Below are 20,418 nucleotides of genomic sequence, written 5' to 3'. Positions count from 1 at the left end.
TAACAGACCAATAGCCAGATGGTCTGGTTTATACTTCAGGGTTATGAACGAAAGGCAAAAATATCCGGCCCTTCCGTGGACCGGACAACGCATTTATTCGCAGGTTTTTAAAGACTTAACGTTTAGTGCCGAGATAGCGATATACCACCGCCAGATCCTTCCCGCCATAACCGGCATCGACCGCGCCCTGCCAGGTCTGACTGATTCGTTTCATGACCGGCAGTTCAAGATGACTGCCAGCCTCCAGTGCCAGATTGATGTCTTTCAGCGCCCAGGTCAGTTGCATCTGCGGGGTATAATCATCGCTTTTGAACATCTCCATTTTGCCCCTGATATAGGGGGCTGCCAGCGGACCACCTTCCAGCACATTCCACAGATCGTCAGTGGTGAATCCCAGTGCTTGTGCAAGCTGCGTCGTTTCTGCAATACCTTCCATCATGGCAATCAGCCAGGCATTGACCACCAGTTTCATTCTGGAGGCACGTCCGGCTTCACCGAGCCATTTTGTCGCTTTGGAGATAGCGGCGAATACCGGTTCAATGGCGGCACCGGCTTCACGATCACCGCTGGCCAGCACCACAATTTGCGCCTGCTCGGCCGGGGCTTTGGTGCCGGAAACCGGTGCATCAAAGAATACGACATCAGGACGCTGCGCTTTAATCAGCGCAATCAGCGCGTCTGTCGCTTCAACGCCGAGGGTTCCCATCTGGGCAATAATCCCTCCCTGTTTCAGACCGGCGAGCACACCGTTGTCCCCCTGACAGACTTCAAGTGACGTTTTGCCGTCGGACAACATCGTGATTACCACGTCCGCGCCTTCAGCCGTTTCGCGTGGTGTACGGCCTTGTGTAGCACCGGCTTCCACCAAATCATCACCGCGTGAAGCCGTCCGGTTCCAGACACGGGTAGAGAACCCTTTTTTGATCAGGTTAGCGGCGAACGCATGCCCCATTGCGCCCAGACCCAGTACCGCGACCGTGGGTTGTTGCTGACTCATACCTGACTCCTTACGTGAATAATGTATGTATAAAAAGGCTACCACCCCGGCCCTCTGTCCGCGGCATGGCTTCTGTAAGCGAATGCAACAGAAAGGCTGATATTACTTAACCTGTGCTAACTAAGTGGCGTAACATACGCGCTTTCGTGCCTGGCGTTAGCGATGGGTTTATCCGGGCAGCTAATGATTTGACTGATATTTTTCAGGAGTGACAAGCATTATGAGTAAAGTCGTATTAATCGGGATTGTTTCGGTCATTTTCGTTTTGATGGTGCTGATGCTGGGCTCAGTGTATGTCTATCCGTGGTGGATGCAACGCTCCACAGAAGGCGCCTGTGCCGATATCAGCAAGAACAATGCCATCGATACTGTTACCCGTGATTACATGGAAAACCGCATTCCAAACTGGGGTAACGACAAAGACAATATGGGCACATCAGTGCCGGTACTGAATTTCATCAGCGATGATGTTAAAGAAGACAAAGGGACTTACCACATCCCGTTCAGCGCAAAAGGCCCGAATGGTACCCTGGGTTATGTCGCTCACTTCAACTGTTCCAACCATTATGTGAAGTATTCAACTGTCGAGTGATTTTAGGGCCTGGCGACCCGGCGGACCTTTAGGTCAATACCCTGGGTCGCCGCCCTCCTTAAGGATGCGCGCTCAGTCACCCGCTAAGCCGATTCCCTCTCCACCAGCGCTGGCGGCAGGATAATATTCTGCGCTTCCAGATTTTGTCCCCCAATCCTCATCAGTAAGCGCCTCGCTGTCGCATAACCGATTTCGCGTGCGGAATTGGCAATGGAGGTCAGCGGCGGTTCCGTCAGTTCCGATTCCGGCGCATCTTCCATTCCAATCAGGGCAATTTTTTGCTGGAAGAAGCTGTCTACCGCCCCGCCACCCACTTGCGCACCGGTACGCAGCACGCCGAAATAGGCGCCCAGCGCGACGGATGATTTATGGCAGACAATTGCACTGATTTTCGGGTAGCGGGATAATAAAGTTTCGGCAGCATCGGCGGCACATTTATGCTGATAATCACACTCGATAATCCATTCGCTGCGAAATGGCAGGCCGTATTGCAGCAGCGTGGCGCAGAAACCGCCGAGACGTTCGGCGCGGGTTAACGAATTGCTCAAACCGCCGAGATAGGCAATTTGTTTGTGGCCATGTTTGATCAGATATTCGGTGGCCATTTTCGCTGCGAGCATATTATCGGGTCGGACAACATCAACCCCTTCGATCCCCCCGGAACGTGCCGCGCAGATCAGCGGGACGTCATATTCTTCGGCCTTTTCTTTCAGCCCGGCGAGGGTATTTACGCCACCGGCGATCACAATGCCATCTACGCCGTGGGTCAGCAAAGTCTCGAAACAGCGCATCAGCCCTTTACCGGACGGGCCGCTTTGCAGCAGAAACAACACTTTGCCCTGCGCTTCAAACATCTCACTGAGACCGGCAGTCATTTCGGCATAAAACGGTTCACAAATATCGCGGACAATCAGCCCGACCACGCCGGATTCGCCACCGCGCAGCGTACTCGCCTGACGGTTGCGCACAAAACCCAGCTCATCAACCGCACGGTTAACCCGTTCTGCTGTTATCCGGGAAATACGCCCCTTACCGCTGAGCACCAGCGAAACCGTGGTAACGGAAACGCCGGCATGCTGCGCCACATCTGTAATGGTGATTTTTTTATGATTCATCGGCTGTTGTCGTTCATTTGAAATTCCATAAAACGGGATCCCTTCCCGCCCGCCGTATCCGAAAACCGGAATAATTAGCGTGGTCAGACAGTTATACCTAATCCAGCCTGCCGAGTAAAACGTTTAACCTTATTTAACCCATATTGCAGAAGGCACCATCAAATAGTGTGAGTTCAGACACGTATTATTTAGGTAAAACGTTTTATCTTAGCCGCCATCAACAAGTCGCTTAATAAAACAACTCAGGGAGCGGGTATGCCTGCCAACAAAAAACAACGTGTTACGCTTTGGGAGTTCTTCCAAAGCTTAGGGAAAACTTTCATGCTGCCGGTCGCTCTGCTGTCGTTTTGCGGCATCATGCTGGGCATCGGCAGTTCGTTAAGCAGTCATGATGTGGTGACGCTGATCCCCGCATTAGGTAATCCGATCCTCCAGCTGGTTTTCGTCTGGATGAGCAAAGTCGGGTCGTTTGCCTTCAGTTTCCTGCCGGTGATGTTTGCTATCGCTATCCCGCTGGGTATGGCGCGTGAAAACAAAGGCGTTGCTGCCTTCTCCGGTTTCGTCGGTTTCGCTGTACTGAATCTGGCGATTAATTTCTTTCTGACCGCTAACGGCACCTTGCCTACCGTCGATCCGCTGGTGCTGAAGGCCAATAATATCCAGATGATCCTCGGCATCCAGTCTATCGACACCGGTATTCTGGGCGCGGTCATCGTCGGTATCATTGTGTACATGTTGCACGAACGCTACAACACGATCCGTCTGCCGGATGCGCTGGCATTCTTCGGTGGCACGCGTTTCGTCCCGATTGTTACCACCGTGGTGCTTGGTCTGGTCGGTTTGCTGATCCCCCTGATCTGGCCTTTCTTCGCTGCTGGCATTAACGGTCTGGGCCGTCTTATTCAGGGAGCAGGTGTATTTGGCCCGATGATTTTCGGTTCCGGTGAGCGTCTGCTGTTACCCTTTGGCCTGCATCACATTCTGGTTGCATTGATCCGCTTCACCGAAGCTGGCGGCACGCTGGATGTCTGTGGCCGCGAAGTGAGCGGCGCACTGACCATCTTCCAGGCTCAACTATCCTGCCCGACCACGCACGGTTTCTCTGAAAGCGCGACGCAGTTCCTTTCTCAGGGCAAAATGCCTGCCTTCCTCGGTGGCCTGCCGGGTGCGGCTCTGGCGATGTACCACTGCGCGAAACCTGAAAATCGTCATAAAATTAAAGGCCTGCTTATTTCCGGCGTCGTAGCCTGCGTTGTTGGCGGCACCACTGAACCGATCGAATTCCTGTTCCTGTTTGTGGCGCCGGTTCTCTATGTGATCCACGCCATCCTGACCGGCCTGGGCTTCACCATTATGTCCGTGCTGGGTGTGACCATCGGTAATACCGACGGCAATATCATCGACTTTGTGGTATTCGGGATCCTGCATGGCACTGCGACCAAGTGGTATCTGGTGCCGGTAGTGGCCGCTATCTGGTTCGCGGCTTATTACGCTATCTTCCGTTTCTCTATCGTGCGCTTTAACATCAAAACGCCGGGTCGTGAATCTGAGAATATGCCTGCTGCCGCCGCCGTGCCGTCTTCCAGTAAATCTGGCTACAACGTGCCGGTTATTTTGAGTGCGCTGGGCGGTGCCGGTAATATTGTTTCACTGGATAACTGCATCACCCGCCTGCGTCTTTCCGTTGCGGATATGTCGCGGGTTGACGATGCCACGCTGAAAGCTAACCGCGCTATCGGTGTCGTTCATCTTAACGAGCATAATCTGCAGGTCGTCATTGGTCCGCAGGTACAGTCGGTAAAAGATGAACTGGATTATCTGATCCGTACCGCAGCCAGTCAGCCAGCACCGGAACCGGAACCGGTGATAGCGTAATACGATTAACAGGGCGCCTCCGGTCGCCCTTTTCAGCTTTATTCAGGGAGTGAAAAAATGACTTTTGATTTCTCCACCGTTACTGACCGTCATGGCACCTGGTGCACCCAGTGGGATTACGTCGCTGACCGTTTCGGCAGCGCAGACTTACTGCCATTTACCATCTCCGACATGGATTTCCCCGCCGCGCCCTGCATTCTCGATGCGCTGCAAAGACGGTTGCAACACGGCGTACTCGGTTACAGCCGCTGGCATCACGATGATTTCCTCGGCGCGGTAGCGCACTGGTTTCAGCAGCGTTTTAACAGCCGGATTGACCGGGAAAGCGTGGTCTACGGCCCGTCGGTGATTTACATGGTTGCGCAACTGATCCGTCAGTGGAGCCAGCCGGATGATGGCGTGGTGACCTTCACTCCGGCCTATGATGCGTTTTTCAACGTGGTAAACGGTAATCAGCGCAATATGATGGCCTGCCCGCTGCTTAAAAACAGTAATGACTGGTCGCTGGATGCGCAACATCTGGAAAGCCTGCTGGTGCAACCAACCTGTTCTGTACTGTTGCTGTGCAGCCCGCACAATCCGACCGGTAAAGTCTGGACACGGGAAGAACTGACACTTATCGCTGAACTGTGTGAGCGTCACAATGTGCGGGTGATCAGCGATGAAATTCACATGGATATGGTCTGGGGCGAACACCGCCACACGCCGTGGAATGACGTGGGACGCGGAGAATGGGCGTTACTGACCTCCGGGTCGAAAAGTTTTAACATTCCGGCGCTGACCGGCGCTTACGGACTGATCAGCCATAAAGCCTCACGCGAGGCGTATCTGCACCAGCTGAAAGCCTGCGACGGCTTATCATCTCCGGCCGTGCTTGCCGTTCATGCGCACGTTGCGGCTTATCATCACGGTGAACCCTGGCTGGATGCGTTACGGGAATATTTACTGGGCAATCTGCGTTACGTGGCGGAACAACTGAACGCCGCATTCCCGCCGCTCAACTGGCAGCCGCCACAATCCACCTATCTGGCGTGGATTGATTTACGCCCGCTGGGTATTGACGATAAGCAGTTACAAAATGAGCTGACCGGGCATCAAAAAGTCGCCATTATGCCGGGTTATACCTATGGTGAAGAAGGTAACGGTTTCCTGCGTCTGAATGTCGGCTGCCCGCGATCGAAGGTGGAAGCCGGTGTTGAAAAATTAATCACTGGCATCAGAGAGTTGGTCTAACTCCTCCCCCTGCGAAGGGGAGGAAGCAAATTCACCCCCCTTCTTGTTGCGCAACAACATTTCATTCAGGGTGATTCTCCCGTTATAATGCCCCGCACATTTCAATAATAATGAGTGCACACCATGATCGACACACGCCTTCCCCTGACAGACATTCACCGCCACCTTGATGGCAACATCCGCGCTCAGACTATTCTGGATTTAGGCCGTCAGTTTAATCTGACCTTACCTGCCAGTGAACTTGAAGCGCTGCGCCCGCATGTACAGGTGATGCATACTGAACCGGATCTGGTAAGTTTCCTGCAGAAACTCGACTGGGGCGTTAAAGTGCTCGGCGATCTGGATGCCTGCCGCCGCATTGCTAAAGAAAACGTTGAAGATGCGGCGCGCGCCGGTCTGCATTACACCGAACTGCGTTTCTCTCCCTATTACATGGCAATGAACCACAAACTTCCGGTCGCGGGTGTGGTGGAAGCGGTCATTGAAGGGATCCGCGAAGGTCAGCAGCATCATGACATCGATGTGCGTTTGATCGGCATTCTGAGCCGTACGTTTGGTGAAGACGCCTGTCTGCAAGAACTGGAAGGTTTGCTGGCGTACCGCGACGGCATTACCGCGCTGGATCTGGCCGGTGATGAACTGGGTTTCCCGGGAAGTCTGTTCCTCAGCCATTTTAACCGTGCGCGCGACGCAGGCTGGCATATTACCGTTCATGCCGGTGAAGCCGCAGGCCCGGAAAGCATCTGGCAGGCAATCCGTGAACTGGGCGCTGAGCGTATCGGCCATGGGGTAAAAGCCGCACAGGATCCTGAACTGATGGATTTTCTGGCCAAACATCAGATTGGTATCGAATCCTGCCTGACCTCTAACATTCAGACCAGCACCGTCGCGTCTTTTGAGCAGCATCCGCTGGCGATTTTTCTGCGCCATGGCGTGCTGGCCTCCATCAATACCGATGATCCGGCAGTTCAGGGCATTGAGATTGCTAACGAATATCATGTCGCTGCACCGGCTGCCGGACTGACGCAAAACGAAATCCGCAAGGCACAGGAAAACGGCCTGACGATGGCATTCCTGACAGCCGCTGAGAAGCAGGCAATTCGCGACAAAGTGTCGGCATAACGCTTTTCACCCAATAAAAAAGGGCGGGAATGTTCTCCGCCCTTTTCTTTTCATTCAACGGATTACACCGTTTTCACTTCTTCTTTCTTCACCTGCGCGGCGGCGTCTTCACGCGCCACACGTCTGGCATAGCGTGAGGCCAGTACCGCACAGACCATCAGCTGGATCTGATGGAAAATCATCAGAGGCAGCACCATCGCGCCCACGGCAGCAGCCGGGAACAGCACGTTCGCCATCGGAATACCGTTCGCCAGACTTTTCTTCGACCCGCAAAATACAATGGTGATTTCGTCTTTGGTGTTAAAGCCAAACAGCCGCGCCACACAGGTGTTGATGATCAGCACAATGGTCAGGAGAACAATCGAACAACCGAGGATCGCCAGCAGCGACCAGCCGTTGATCTGATGCCAGATCCCCTGCACAACCGCTTCACTGAATGCCACATAGACCACCAGCAGAATCGATGAACGGTCGGTGACGTTGACGATTTTCTTGTGCCGCTGTACCCAGGCACCGATCAGCGGACGGCAAAGATGCCCGATGATAAACGGCACCATCAGTTGCAGCACAATGGAACCGATGGCATGTAAGGTGTCACTGGTACCGCCCTGTGTATGCATCAGCAAACCAACCAGCACCGGTGAAAGGAACACCCCGAGAATACTGGACGCCGACGCGCTGCAAATTGCCGCCGGAATGTTACCGCCAGCCACCGAGGTGTAAGCAATCGCAGACTGCACGGTCGCAGGCAATGCACAAAGATACAGAAAACCGTAGTACAACGTCGGCGTCAGAATGCCCACCGGCACCAGCCATTTCATGCCAAGACCGAGCAGCGGGAACAACGCGAAAGTGCTAAGGAACACCACTACATGCAAACGCCAGTGGCTGATACCCGCCATGATCGCTTCGCGGGAAAGCTTCGCGCCGTGCATGAAAAACAGCAGTGCAATAGCGGCTGTGGTCAGATAGCCGAAGAAGGTTTTATAAATCCCTTCACAGGGAAAAAATGAAGCGATCACGACAACACAGACCAGGATCAGCAAAAACTTATCGATTTTCAGACGTTGTAACCAGGACATGAACCTTCCTTGCAAAATGAATAACAAATGAAAAATAAGAGTGTCACCGGCGTGACACTCTGGAAAACGGGATCCTGTGTTAGTTGCTGATGACTTTCAGGGTCGCCTGTTGTTCTGAGGACTGCATCCCCAGTTCGAGCATTTCCATCACGCGGATGGCATCCCCGGCGGGTACCGGATTTTCACCCAGCCCGTTAATTGCATCGCGTACACCGGCATAATAAGCCGGATAGTTGCCCGGAATGGTCAACAGCGATTTCTCTGCCAATACGCCGTCGTGGCTGAGCGTAATGACGCCATCACGTTTATCAACCCCCCAGTCCGGCTGCGGCAGACGTTCACCGGCTTTCAGACGATCTTCCTGCGGATCCAGCCCAAATTTCACGTAGCTGCCTTTTTCACCCTGCACGATAAACCGCGCCGTTTCAGCAACGGCATAAACCGTGCTGTGCAACACCACGCGACGTCGCGGATAAGTCAGCACTGCGTTGAAGTAGTCGACGGCTTTACCGCCCGGCCGCAGTACAGCCAGATCCGCCTGCAATGTTTCCGGCAATCCGAACAATTGCAGCGCCTGATCCAGCAGATGCGAACCCAGATCGAACCAGATGCCGCTGCCCGGCGCCTCACTTTCACGCCACCGTTGCAGCACCTGGGGTTTATAACGGTCATAATGGGATTCGAAATAGACAATATCGCCGAGCGCACCTTCTTCAATCAGTGTCTTAACCGTGAGGAAATCCGAATCCCAGCGACGGTTATGGAACACCGACAGCACCTTACCTTTTTCACGCGCCAGCGCGTCAAGTTCGCGGGCTTCATCCAGCGTCACGGTAAAAGGCTTGTCGACGATGACATGTTTACCGGCCTCCAGCGCCAGTTTCGCCAGCGGGAAATGGGTGGTATTGGGCGTCGGGATCACCACCAGATCAATGGACGCATCGGCAAACAGCTTTTCCGGCGAATCTATCACCTCCACATTGGGCCAGTCCGCATGGACTTTGCCCGCATCACTGCTGGAAACCACCGCCAGCTCGATACCGGGCGTGCCGTCAATCAGAGGTGAATGAAAGGTTTTGCTGGCGAAGCCGTAGCCGACAAGGCCTGTACGTAGGGTCTGGGTCATGAGAGGTTCCTTTTTTTGGCGGTCTTATTTGCAGGACGCTAATCCTCTGATTTGACACCAGCTCCGCAGGATGAACAAGTGAAAATTTGTCCTGTCTCTTTGCACCTCTCCCACACAGAACCGGGTCGGTGTTTTGCTCCTCGCCCTGCGAAGGGGAGGGAGTTACCGCCCGATGAATGCATTAATATCTCGCGCCAGATCCAGCCGCATCCCCTGCTCCCATATCCTCTCTGCCCCTTCCACCGAAATCACCCGTGTCGCCAGCGAGATAAATTTCTCTTTCAGTTGCTCATCAGAAACCGGATTCCCCGGTGCGCCGAGCGCAATATCTACCCGCACGGTTTGCGATGCGCCAGAGCGGGTGATGAGCGTAACATCCGGCTCGCCGTCGGCACTCAGGGTATCGTCTTCCTGCAAATCAATCCGGCGGATCATCGCCAGTAAATCCGGATCCTGGCGTTTATCGGTGTCATACGCCGGCAGACCTGCGTGTCCGAACACCACGCGGGCGGCAATGGCGTAACGGATACTCATCTGCGCGGCGGCCAGTGTGGCAATTTCGTTGTCACCGCACATGCCACTGAGGAACGGGCAAAGACGCACGACGATTTTTTCGACATCCCCTGCGCCGGCATTCAGCCTTTCCAGCAAAATACCGGTGGCATCGATGGCGGAATGTGTGCCACGACACGAGGCATAAGGTTTGATGGAACAGCGTTCCAGCTTCCAGATCTCCCCCAGTTGTGCCGTCAGGGCTTGCGGCGTCGCACTGGCCGGTGCCAGCGTGGAAAGAAATCCACCCCATTTGTCCCCGAATAACTGCGACGGTCCGCTGATGCCTTGTCTGGCGCTCAGCGCAGCCAGCACCCCTCCTTCGGCAGCGCGTCCTGCATGCAATTTTTTACTCTGCGAACCGTCGTGGATAAACGCCCACAATCCGCCGCTGAAACTGCCAGAAATGCCTAACGCCGCGCTGACTTGTTCCGCATTCAGCCCCATTAATTTTCCGGCTGCAGCCGCCGCACCAAACACACCGCAGGTAGAGGTCGAATGCCAGCCCGCACCATTATGGGGTGAATATCCGCCACAGGCTTCAAGCACGCGGCGCGCCACGTCATAACCGATCACGACCGCCGTGATAAATGCTTTTCCGCTGACCGGCTGCGGACATAACGGCAGGACCGCCAGCAAAGCAGGAATGACCACTGCGCCGGAATGATCGCAGCCACCGGTGTCATCGAGTTCCAGCGCATGTGCCGCCACGCCGTTAAGCAGCGCGGCGTTGCGCGGCGATGTCAGTTCACGATAGCCCCACACCGGCGAAATCGGGAAAGCGCCTTCACTGAGGATCATCGCCGCCACCTCTTTTGCGACATCGCTGGTGGAACCCACCAGCCCCGCGCCGAGCGTGTCGAGGATGTGTCGTTTGGTGCGCTCAACCAGCCGTCCTGGCAAATCATCAAAACGGGTATTCACCACGAATTCGGCCAACATTTGCTGCTGTGTGATATTACTCATGGCTGACTCCCGGCGCAGTGTGTTGCATCCAGATTTGCGCCGGATGCGACGCCTCGTTTTGCGGCCGGTTCTGCGACCACCAGTCAGCGACTTCCCCGGCCGTCGCTACCCAGACATCAGGATGTGACGTGATGTGATCCAACAGTTCCGCCAGCATACCAATCCGCCCCGCCGTGCCGATCACTTCCGGATGCAGTCGCAGCACGTAGCACAAACCAAAACGGTGAAATCCGTCAAAATCCATCTTCATATTACCGAGGGTGTGGCGGTAAGAGGCAATCCGCGACTGTGCCGGCGGCACCGCCGGGCTGAGGTTAAACGCGAAATACGGTTCGTCTTCCATTTCATAATGCAGCGGCAATTCCACCAGCCGCGACGGCTGACCGTCCTGCACCGGCTGGAAATACGGTAAATCATCGCCGCGCCAGCCGGATGTCCAGCTGAACCCTTCGTCCGCCAGCACATCCGTAAAGCCCGGTGCCCAGTTACCTGCAGGCAAACGAAAGCCGCGCGGCACTTTCCCGGTCAGCGCTTTCAGCGCCGCTTTACCTCTTTGCAGGCTGTCAGTTTGCTGATGCAACGACAGACCGTCAAAATGGGCGAATTCATAGCCGCAGGTCGCCAGTTCGTGCCCGGCGCGGTCTATGTCACGGATCTTTTGTGGATTCTCATCCGCCACAATGCCCGGTACACACCACGAGCTGCGCAGATTTTTCCTCTCCAGTAACGCCAGCAACCGGTCGATACCGCGCAGCGTGCCATAACGCCAGACGGACAACGTTTTTTCGCGTCCGGCCACCGCAGGTACCTGGCTGAGAATGCCGTGAATATCATTGAAATCAACGGTGATTACCACTGCAGAGCGGTAACCTGCCGGCCAGTTATGATCAGTCATTGGCATGCTCCTGCATCCACCAGTGGGCGACTTCCCGGCAACGCGCAAACCACACGTCATCCCGCGCTTTCAGGTGCGCAAAAAAAAGGTCGAGTAACATAATGCGGCCAGGTTTTCCGCTGATTTTCGGATGGAACAACGTGGTCAGACTCAGCCCTTCGTTCATGGCACCGTCGAATTCACGGCACCAGTTATCCAGCGTCAGTTCATAACTGGCGGTGCGGTCTAACCCTGAGGGGAAATTCGGCTCGCGGGTATAGGCTATAGAGGCGTAATCGTCCATTTCCCAGCGGCCGGGGATTTCCACCAGCGGGCGTTCATAACCGGGAACGCTGATGAGATAAGGCCGGTCGTCGCCGCGCATGCTGCTGGAATAGGTCACGCCGGCTTCCAGTAGCATGGCAGGCGTTTCCGGATGCCAGTCACCGGAAGGCGTACGAAAACCTTCGGCACGGATGCCCAGAAACTGCCAGAAAATCTCACGGGATTTTTGCATCACCCATAACTGTTTCTCCGCGCTGATGGCGTAAAAAGACTCATGACGATAGCCGTGATACGCCACTTCATGCCCGCGTCCGACAATCGCCTGACACTGTTTCGGCCAGTTTTCCACCACCCACGCCGGAATAAAAAAAGTCGCCGGAAGCTGGTGGTCATCGAGCAAATCAAGGATGCGCTCCAGCGCGCGATAGGGCCCGTAAGCGCCGAAGGTAAAGTAATCCGCTTTCTGCCAGAGGGTGCCGTTAAGCATTGCATCGCCGGTCGGGCCGTCGAGATCAAACGCCAGCGCCATGCAGCCGCGTTTGCCTTGCGGCCATAAACTGGCCGCCTGTTGTGAAATCGTCATGAGTCAGTCCGTCGCCTGAGGTTATTTGCCTTTGTTAATGGTCACTTCTTTGATTGCGCCATCCTGCAGGCCCCATTTGGTGAGGATTTTCAGATAAGTGCCGTCAGCGATCATGTCGGTCAGCGCACCTTTCACCGCATCAATCAGCGGCTGATCGTCTTTGCTGATCCCCATGCCGGTCACCTGATAGGCAAAGGCTTTACCCAGTGGTTTATAAGTGTCTTTTTCCAGGTTCATGATGTACGGCAGGGTTTCGCTGCCCTGCACCACGCCTTCAATGCGCCCCTGGCGCAGCTGGGTACGTGCATCCGCCGTACCTTCCGCACCAATCACCACAATGGCGGGTTTGCCTGCCGGAACACAGTTGGCTTCGCTCCATGCCGCGATTTCAGCCGGGAATGTGGTACGGCGGCTGGTGCCAACTTTTTTGCCACACAAGTCCAGCATGGTATTGATTTCTTTGTGCGCGACGGTGGTATAGAACTGCGGTCCGCTGTTGTAGTAATCAACAAAGGTCGCGATATCCTGACGCGGTTTGGTGTCGGTCATGCCGGATAAGATCATATCGACACGTTTAGTGGCGACGGCGTTAACCATTTGTTCGAAGCCGATTTCCTGCCAGCTGATTTTGCGGTTCAGGCGTTTGCCGATTTCCGTGCCCAGATCGTAATCCATACCGGTCAGATTACCGGTCGCGGGATCTTTGAATTCCAGCGGCGGATAGTTCGGCATCATCGCCACTTTGATTTCGTCTTTTTGCTTCAGCTCCGCCGCACCGGCACCGGAAACAACGCCGTTCAGCAGGACGCCGGCGGTAATGAGGGACAACAATGTTTTTTTCATAAAGGCATTCCCATAGTCAAAAGTTAACGTCAAAAAGGTCAGATCAGGACGGCAGAAATAAAGTTCTGCGTCCGTGGATTTTGCGGGTTGAGCAAAATATCTTCCGGATTACCGCTTTCTATAATTCCGCCTTCGTCCATAAAGACCACGCGGTTTGCCACTTCCCGCGCGAAACCTAATTCATGCGTGACCACAATCATGGTCATGCCCTCTGCCGCCAGGCCGCGCATCACCGCCAGCACCTCGCCGACCATCTCAGGATCGAGCGCCGAGGTCGGTTCATCGAACAGCATCACTTTGGGTTTCATCGCCAGCGCCCGGGCAATCGCCACGCGTTGTTGCTGGCCGCCGGAAAGTTCCAGCGGATAAGCATCGCGTTTATGCGCCAGCCCGACACGTTCGAGCAGCGCCATCGCTTCCCGTGTGGCCTCTTTCACTGGACGCAGCAGCACCTGACACGGCCCTTCAATGATATTTTCCAGCGCGGTTTTATCCGGGAACAGATTGAAACGCTGGAACACCATGCCGGTTTTCAGCCTCTGACGGGCAATCTGCCGGTCGTTAAGCGGGTACAGCTTTTTGCCGTCCATGCGGTAACCGACCAGTTCGTCATCGACCCACACCCCGCCGCTGTCGATGCGTTCGAGCTGATTGATGCAGCGCAAAAATGTGCTTTTCCCTGAACCGGAAGGGCCAATGATGCACATCACTTCACCGTGTTTAACTTCAAGATTGATGTTTTTCAGCGCCTGAAACTGATCAAAGTACTTATTAACATTGACGGCTTTGATAATGCTTTTCATGGTCGGGCTCCTGTCAGTGGCGGGTGCGGCGGCGGGTGCCACGGCCAAAATAACGCTCAAGACGGTTCTGCCCGAGCGACAGCACAGTCACCACCACCAGATACCAGATGCCTGCCACAAACAGCAGTTCCATTACCCGCGCATTGGCGAAGTAAATGGTCTGTGCGTTATAGAGCACTTCGGAATACTGGATCATGCTGGCAAGACTGGTGGTTTTGACCATGCTGATAAATTCGTTACCGATGGGCGGGATTATCACCCGCATTGCCTGCGGCAAAATAATCCGCCGCAGTGCATGCAGGCGGGTCATACCGATGGATTTCGCGGCCTCATACTGCCCGAGATCGACCGAAATCAGCCCGGCACGCACCACTTCCGAGGTGTACGCGCCCTGATTAATGCTCAGGCCGAGCAGTGCGGCGGCGAACGGCGTCATGATGTCAACGGTCTGAAGGCTGAATACGCCGGGAATGGCGATGGTCGGAAAAATCAGTGCCAGGTTAAACCACAGCAGCAATTGTAAAATCAGCGGTGTGCCGCGGAAAATCCACGTATACCCCATTGCCACACTGCGCAGCACCGGATTTTGTGACATGCGCATGACGGCAATAATCACGCCGAACACGATCCCCAGTGCCATCGCCAGCACCGACATGACAATGGTATTGCCCAGACCAAAAAGAATGGCTTTGGCGGTGAGAAACTGTGCCACGTACTGCCATTCGATTTTGCCATGCGCAAAGGCGTTCACCAGCAACGCCAGCAGCAGCAGGATCACTGCCGAGGCAAAAATCCGGCCGTAATAACGCTGGGGTACAGCGTGATATTCACTGAGATCAATCTCTGCGCTTTTCGCACTTTCTGACGTTTTAGTGTAAAGGGTCATCAGGCTTCTCCCGCACGATTATAAAGACAGGCCAGCGTAACCATTGACCCAGTTTGCCTGCGCCTCGAGACGGATTTTCAGCCGCGCAATCTGCTCTGCTACCCGCACCGGCGCCGTGCCACCCTTACCGCTGCGGGCGTTGATCGCCGCTTCCAGTGTCAGGCATTCACGCACATCAGCACTCAGGCGGGCATCAACCGCCAGTAACTGCGCATCACTGACTTCGTGCAGCGCCAGATTGTATTGCTCGCACACCTGCACCAGTTTGCCGGTGATTTCGTGGGCTTCCTTGAACGGCACACCACGACGCGAGAGCCAGTCGGCCACTTCCGTCGCCAGCGTAAAACCTTCCGGAGCCTGTTCACGCAAACGCTCGACATTGACGGTCATGGTGTCGATCATGCCCGCCATCGCAGGCAGCACTAACAGCAACTGCTCAACGGTATCCATCGCATTACGTTTGTCTTCGACAAGGTCACGGTTATAGGAGAGCGGCAGGCCTTTCAGGGTGCTCAGCATGGCAGTAACGTTGCCAATCAGCCGGCCACTTTTACCGCGTGTCAGTTCAGCAATATCCGGATTTTTCTTCTGCGGCATGATGGAACTGCCGGTGGCGTAGCCGTCATCGAGCTCAACCCAGCGGAACTGGCGCGAGGCCCACAGGCACACTTCTTCACTGATGCGGGAAAGATTGACGCTCAGCATACTGCCTGCAAACAGGAATTCTGCGACATGATCACGGCTGGCCACGGCATCAATTGAGTTCTCGCAGGCACCGTCGTAACCGAGATCTTTGGCGGAAAGTTCAGGATGCAGGGCAATGGCTGAACCGGCCATCGCCGCCGCGCCCAGCGGCGACAGTGCACAACGTTTATCCCAGTCCTGGAAACGTTCAACGTCACGGCAAAATGACTGTGCATGCGCCATCAGCTGATGCCCGAATACAATCGGCTGTGCCTGCTGAAGATGGGTAAAACCCGGTGCCAGCGTATGAATATGCTGTTCCGCCTGCTTCACCAGCGCGGTCTGAAGTCCGAGCAGAGCCGCCACAATCTTGCGGGCGTTATCGCGCAGGTAGAGACGTAAATCGTTAGCGGTCTGATCATTACGTGAGCGCCCTGCCCGCAATTTGCCGCCGAGTTCGCCAAGCCGCCCGGTCAGGCTGCGCTCGATAAACGTATGCACGTCTTCATCCGCCTGAATCGGCGCAAGAATGCCGGCACGGAAATCCTTCGCCAGTTGTTTAATCGCATCGACCATCAGAACCGTTTCGTTTTCATCAAGCAAACCGGCCCGGTTTAATTCATACGCATGGGCGCGGCAACCTTCCAGATCATATTCAGCGAGGGAAAAATAATATTCCGGGCTGCGCGATAACGCGCTTAAGGTGGCAGCTGGACCGTGTTTGAAACGGGCTCCCCAAAGCAGTTCTGGCTGTTGTGACATATTTTTTTCCTTGTATGGCATAAATGTTGCAAAGCTGGTTCGGGCAGCATGTCTGGCGGTGAGTGAAATTAACTTCCTTCCGGCCACATGACAAAGGGCACTGAACAATCCGGGCTTGCAAAGTAATAACGATTGAGGCTAGGTGAATTTGATATTGTAGATTTTAAAGGCGGGGGTAAATATTAATTATGGAAAGTCCACTTTCCAAATCAGGAAACACATCACCCGCAAAAAGTGATATTAATCAGCACAACCTTGGCGTCGCCGATTTAAAGCTTTTGCGCGTCTTTAAAACCGTGGTAGAAGCCGGTGGCTTTACCGCAGCATGCAACGAACTGAATATTGGACTCGCGGCGATCAGCAAACAAATCTCTGATCTCGAAATCCGTTTTGGCATGAAACTTTGTACCCGGGGGCGTGAAGGATTTTATTTAACCGAACACGGTAAAGTGGCTTATCAGGCATGCCTGGATTTATTTTCATCCATTAATCAGTTTCGCGACAAACTCAATCACGCCCGTCACGAGCTGTTCGGCGAGCTGAATATTGGTATTATCGACAACACCATCACCGACCCGCAATCACCGGTAATCAGTGCATTAGGCGAGATTTATCGCCAGGCTCCGAAGGTCAGTATACGCCTGCACGCCACCCAGCTGGACGAGATTGAACGCGGGATTATCGACGGACGTTTCACCTGCGGTATTATGCCGGTATATCAGGAAAAACCCGAGTTTGATTATTACTTTCTCTATCACGAAATGGCCTACCTTTATTGCGGAAATAAACACCCGCTGTTCAGTTTTCCTGCCAGTGAAATAAAAGAGTCGCAGATCAAATCATCACAAATGGTGAATCATTTTTATGCTAATCACAGCAAGAAAAATATCTTTTCGGATGTCACTTCCTCACATGCCATTGCGGTACAAGTCGAAGCCGTTACCATGTTACTGATGACGGGGAATTATCTCGGATTTCTGCCGGAACATTATGCCAGTGCCTTTATGGGAGGACAAAAACTTCGCGCACTGATGCCGGATAATATTGAGATCGCTACACCGTTCAGTCTGGTACTGAAAAAAGGTGCACCTTTTAATTCTGTAATGACTTTATTCTCCAATGCACTTAAACAGGCATTAATCCCCGTTCCTGAAGCCAGAGCCAGCTGAAACCCTGTGCGCTATTAGGGCACAATCGCTTTTCCTGCACCCTGAGAGAGCAAAGAAAGTCATGTTGTGGTGCACATTATCACTTTTAATTATAAATTCGTTTACCTTCTTCTCATCAATTATCTAAAAATGTATAACATCAAAGCCCTGCATGATTTCCTTCCGCGATTTCAACTGTGGCGTGGTAATTGCTTTATCAGCTTGTCTATACAGGGTTGCACATTAGGATTTTTATTAGCCGTCTTTTTCTCTTCCCACACCAAGCGAGGAAATTATGTCACCTTCTCAGACCTTTACGGGCTTTTTCAAAAACAAACTGGCACTGGCCTGCTGCCTTAGTGCCCTCGGCACATTCAGCCTGAGCGCCTCCGCTGCTGCACCCGAAGCGGGCACCTTCAAAATGGGCATTGAGCCCTGGCTGGGTTACGGCCAGTGGCATGTCGCGCAAAGTCAGGGCATTTTTAAACAGCAGGGGCTGGAAAAGGTCGATATCGTTAACTTCGCCGAAGATAAAGACATCAACGCCGCTTTAGCCAGCGGCCAGATTGACGGTGCAAATATTGCCACACATACCGCAATGGCGATGGTGTCCGCCGGTTTACCCATAAAAGTCGTGCTGTTGCTGGATCAAAGTGAAACCGCTGACGCCCTGCTGGTCGGCAAAGACATCACTACCCTTAAGGATCTGAAAGGCAAACAGATAGCCTTTGAAGAAGGCACGACCAGCGATATTTTACTGCACAGTGCGGTGAATGCCGCAGGTCTGAAATGGAGTGATATCACACCAGTGCCGATGCCAGCCGATTCAGCGGGCAGCGCGCTGATCGCTAAACGTGTAACTGCCGCCGTGACTTACGAACCCTATATTTCTGCCGCGAAAAAGCAGGACCCGTCACTGAAAATGCTCTACAGCGGCTCTTCCGATCCCGGACTGATTGGCGATGTGCTGGTGGTGCGTGATTCGGTGCTGAAAGAAAAACCGGGGCAAATCGCCGCCCTGATTAAAAGCTGGGACGCCGCCCTGACCCACTATCAGGCCAATACCACGGCGGATCGCGCCATCATCGCCAAAGCGGTTGGCGCAACACCTGCTGATCTGGAAACCGCGTTTGACGGCGTGAAATATTACTCGCTGGCGGAAAACAAACAGGTACTCAGCCATTCCTTCTCCGACCAGACCTTTGCGCACGTGCTCAAAGCCGCCACGGCCGCCGGGCTTATTCCAAAACCGGTGACAGCTGCGCAAGTGATTGACGCCAGCTTCGTGAACAGCCTGCCATGAGTTCACGTCGTAAGCCGCTCAATCTGATGGTGATTGGCCGCCTGCCGTCGCGCAAATTGTTCGTCGGCATCGCCGTGGCGCTGTTCGTGGTCCTGTTTCTTGCCTGGGGACTGGCAACCCGCAGCGGCGCGATCCCGCCGATTTTCCTGCCCAAACTGACCGATGTCTGGCTGAAGATGGTCAGTCTGGCGCAGGACGGCACGCTGTGGAGCGACATTAAAAGCAGCCTGTACCGCATCAGTATTGCCTTCGCAATCTCCTCGGTGATGTCGATTGTGATTGGTGTGCTGGCGGGCTGCTACGGCTTCTTCAAAGCGCTGACCGAACCGCTGGTGGATTTCATCCGTTATATGCCGGTGGTGGCGTTTGTACCGCTGACCATTCTGTGGACCGGCACTGACGATGTACAAAAATTCCTGATTATCTGGATCGGCACCTTCTTCCAGCAGGTTCTGATGGTGATTGACGCCGTGAAACGGGTACCCGGCGATTTTGTCGGTTTAGGCCGCACGTTAGGCATGCCGGATCGCAAAATCCTGTTCCGTATCGTGTTACCGGGCGCACTGCCGGGCATCTGGGATGCCCTGCGCATCAGTCTTGGCTGGGCGTGGACGTGGCTGGTGCTGGCCGAACTGGTGGCATCCACTTCGGGCCTCGGTTACCGCATCGTGGTGTCGCAACGTTTCTTCCAGACTGACACCATCATCGGTTACATCCTGCTGCTGGGTATTCTGGGTTTAATCAGCGATCAGATAATGCGTGCACTGGAGCGCGTACTGTTCCGCTACAACAAGAGGCGTGCCTGATGTCGGTGTTAACCATTTCCCATCTGCACAAAAGTTTTCAGGTTGGCAGGCAAACGCGCGAGGTATTGCACGACATCAGCCTGACGCTGGCAGACAATGAATTTGTTTCGGTGGTCGGTACGTCCGGCTGCGGTAAAAGTACGTTGTTGTCAATTGCGGCCGGGCTTGAAGATTACGACAGCGGCGACGTTCAGGTGGACGGCAAAACCATTCGCGGCGCGGGCATTGACCGTGGCGTGGTGTTTCAGTCATACACCCTGCTGCCCTGGCTGACGGCGCGCCAAAACATTGAGTTTGCGCTGAAAGCCGCCGGATTCAGCCGCGCACAATGTCGTGAAAAGGCCAGTGAGCATCTCGAACTGGTGCAACTGACATCGTTTGCTGATGCCTGGCCAGCGGAGCTTTCCGGCGGCATGAAACAGCGCGTCGCCATCGCCCGTGCACTGTCTTACCGCCCTAAAATCTTGCTGATGGATGAACCCTTTGGCGCGCTGGATGCCATGACCCGCCACCAGATGCAGGAATTACTGACCGGCATCTGGGAACAGCACCGGCTGACCGTCATGTTCGTCACACACGATATTGAAGAAGCGGTGTATCTGTCTGACCGTATTGTGGTGATGGGCCCCGGCACGATTGCGGCGACTTACAACGTGCCGCTACCCCGTCCGCGTCGTGAGGAACTCACCGCCAGCCCTGAATTCACCGACCTGCAACGCCAGGTTCTGCATACTATCCGCAGCGGCCATCCCCGCGCTGCACTGGCCTGATAACCGGAGAT

The 20,418-nt window shown here is 54.4% G+C and carries 19 protein-coding genes; 8 read left to right on the top strand and 11 right to left on the bottom strand.

Going from position 1 to position 20,418, the window contains the following annotated elements:
- Positions 1-115: 115 nt before the first annotated feature.
- Positions 116-1,024 (bottom strand): NAD(P)-dependent oxidoreductase, encoded by a 909-nt coding sequence (locus ETV65_RS01670; protein WP_276320330.1) that lies wholly within the window; start codon positions 1,022-1,024, stop codon positions 116-118.
- 193 nt (positions 1,025-1,217) lie between these two features.
- Here ETV65_RS01670 and ETV65_RS01665 point away from each other — a divergent pair, with 193 nt between their 5' ends.
- Positions 1,218-1,589, top strand: a complete 372-nt coding sequence (locus ETV65_RS01665) for a protein YebF (RefSeq protein ID WP_129951270.1) — start codon at positions 1,218-1,220, stop codon at positions 1,587-1,589.
- Between the two features lie 83 nt (positions 1,590-1,672).
- Here the strand turns inward: ETV65_RS01665 and malI are convergent, their stop codons facing one another.
- Positions 1,673-2,704 carry a Mal regulon transcriptional regulator MalI gene (gene malI, locus ETV65_RS01660; RefSeq protein WP_129951269.1) on the bottom strand — a complete coding sequence of 344 codons (1,032 nt, stop codon included), beginning with the start codon at positions 2,702-2,704 and terminating at the stop codon, positions 1,673-1,675.
- A 255-nt stretch (positions 2,705-2,959) separates the two neighbouring features.
- Between malI and malX the strand changes: the two genes are divergently transcribed.
- The 3 genes from malX (at position 2,960) to add (ending at position 6,934) form a co-directional block, all read left to right on the top strand.
- Positions 2,960-4,579, top strand: coding sequence for a maltose/glucose-specific PTS transporter subunit IIBC (malX, locus tag ETV65_RS01655; protein WP_129951268.1), 1,620 nt, complete (start codon positions 2,960-2,962; stop codon positions 4,577-4,579).
- 57 nt (positions 4,580-4,636) lie between these two features.
- On the top strand, positions 4,637-5,812 hold the full coding sequence (locus tag ETV65_RS01650; protein ID WP_129951267.1) for a MalY/PatB family protein: 1,176 nt from the start codon (positions 4,637-4,639) through the stop codon (positions 5,810-5,812).
- Positions 5,813-5,935: 123 nt separating this feature from the next.
- Positions 5,936-6,934 (top strand): adenosine deaminase, encoded by a 999-nt coding sequence (gene add / locus ETV65_RS01645; RefSeq protein WP_129951266.1) that lies wholly within the window; start codon positions 5,936-5,938, stop codon positions 6,932-6,934.
- Positions 6,935-6,996: 62 nt separating this feature from the next.
- On the opposite strand, the gene ETV65_RS01640 is transcribed toward add, so the two are convergent.
- The 9 genes from ETV65_RS01640 to argH all read right to left on the bottom strand — a co-directional run bounded on the left by ETV65_RS01640 (position 6,997) and on the right by argH (position 16,380).
- On the bottom strand, positions 6,997-8,016 hold the full coding sequence (locus ETV65_RS01640) for a bile acid:sodium symporter family protein (RefSeq protein WP_129951265.1): 1,020 nt from the start codon (positions 8,014-8,016) through the stop codon (positions 6,997-6,999).
- A gap of 79 nt (positions 8,017-8,095) precedes the next feature.
- A complete protein-coding gene (locus tag ETV65_RS01635) occupies positions 8,096-9,142 on the bottom strand; it encodes an oxidoreductase (RefSeq protein WP_129951264.1) in 1,047 nt (348 codons plus the stop codon).
- A 162-nt stretch (positions 9,143-9,304) separates the two neighbouring features.
- Positions 9,305-10,660, bottom strand: a complete 1,356-nt coding sequence (locus ETV65_RS01630; protein ID WP_129951263.1) for an MmgE/PrpD family protein — start codon at positions 10,658-10,660, stop codon at positions 9,305-9,307.
- Positions 10,653-11,555 (bottom strand): polysaccharide deacetylase, encoded by a 903-nt coding sequence (locus tag ETV65_RS01625; RefSeq protein ID WP_129951262.1) that lies wholly within the window; start codon positions 11,553-11,555, stop codon positions 10,653-10,655. The genes ETV65_RS01630 and ETV65_RS01625 overlap by 8 nt, the downstream gene beginning before the upstream one ends.
- Entirely contained in the window at positions 11,548-12,402 is an 855-nt protein-coding gene (locus tag ETV65_RS01620; RefSeq protein WP_129951261.1) for a polysaccharide deacetylase, read from the bottom strand. The genes ETV65_RS01625 and ETV65_RS01620 overlap by 8 nt, the downstream gene beginning before the upstream one ends.
- Before the next feature lie 21 nt (positions 12,403-12,423).
- Positions 12,424-13,245, bottom strand: a complete 822-nt coding sequence (locus ETV65_RS01615; protein ID WP_129951260.1) for an ABC transporter substrate-binding protein — start codon at positions 13,243-13,245, stop codon at positions 12,424-12,426.
- A 38-nt stretch (positions 13,246-13,283) separates the two neighbouring features.
- Positions 13,284-14,048: an amino acid ABC transporter ATP-binding protein gene (locus ETV65_RS01610; RefSeq protein WP_129951259.1), complete on the bottom strand. Its 765-nt coding sequence runs from the start codon at positions 14,046-14,048 to the stop codon at positions 13,284-13,286.
- Positions 14,049-14,061: 13 nt separating this feature from the next.
- Positions 14,062-14,934 carry an amino acid ABC transporter permease gene (locus ETV65_RS01605; RefSeq protein WP_129951258.1) on the bottom strand — a complete coding sequence of 291 codons (873 nt, stop codon included), beginning with the start codon at positions 14,932-14,934 and terminating at the stop codon, positions 14,062-14,064.
- 18 nt (positions 14,935-14,952) lie between these two features.
- Positions 14,953-16,380 carry an argininosuccinate lyase gene (gene argH / locus ETV65_RS01600; RefSeq protein ID WP_129951257.1) on the bottom strand — a complete coding sequence of 476 codons (1,428 nt, stop codon included), beginning with the start codon at positions 16,378-16,380 and terminating at the stop codon, positions 14,953-14,955.
- Positions 16,381-16,568: 188 nt separating this feature from the next.
- Between argH and ETV65_RS01595 the strand changes: the two genes are divergently transcribed.
- The 4 genes from ETV65_RS01595 (at position 16,569) to ETV65_RS01580 (ending at position 20,407) form a co-directional block, all read left to right on the top strand.
- On the top strand, positions 16,569-17,549 hold the full coding sequence (locus ETV65_RS01595; protein WP_129951256.1) for a LysR family transcriptional regulator: 981 nt from the start codon (positions 16,569-16,571) through the stop codon (positions 17,547-17,549).
- Between the two features lie 274 nt (positions 17,550-17,823).
- Entirely contained in the window at positions 17,824-18,831 is a 1,008-nt protein-coding gene (locus ETV65_RS01590) for an ABC transporter substrate-binding protein (RefSeq protein ID WP_129951255.1), read from the top strand.
- Positions 18,828-19,637 (top strand): ABC transporter permease, encoded by an 810-nt coding sequence (locus ETV65_RS01585; protein ID WP_129951254.1) that lies wholly within the window; start codon positions 18,828-18,830, stop codon positions 19,635-19,637. The genes ETV65_RS01590 and ETV65_RS01585 overlap by 4 nt, the downstream gene beginning before the upstream one ends.
- Positions 19,637-20,407 (top strand): ABC transporter ATP-binding protein, encoded by a 771-nt coding sequence (locus ETV65_RS01580; RefSeq protein WP_129951253.1) that lies wholly within the window; start codon positions 19,637-19,639, stop codon positions 20,405-20,407. Before ETV65_RS01585 ends, ETV65_RS01580 begins: the two co-directional genes overlap by 1 nt.
- Positions 20,408-20,418 lie beyond the last annotated feature (11 nt).

The organism is Rahnella sp. RFA10(1/100) (genome assembly GCF_004195115.1).
In the GTDB taxonomy this organism is placed as follows: Bacteria; Pseudomonadota; Gammaproteobacteria; order Enterobacterales; family Enterobacteriaceae; genus Rahnella; species Rahnella perminowiae.
Note: the sequence above shows the minus strand (reverse complement) of the source record. Positions and strands in the feature narration are given on the sequence as shown.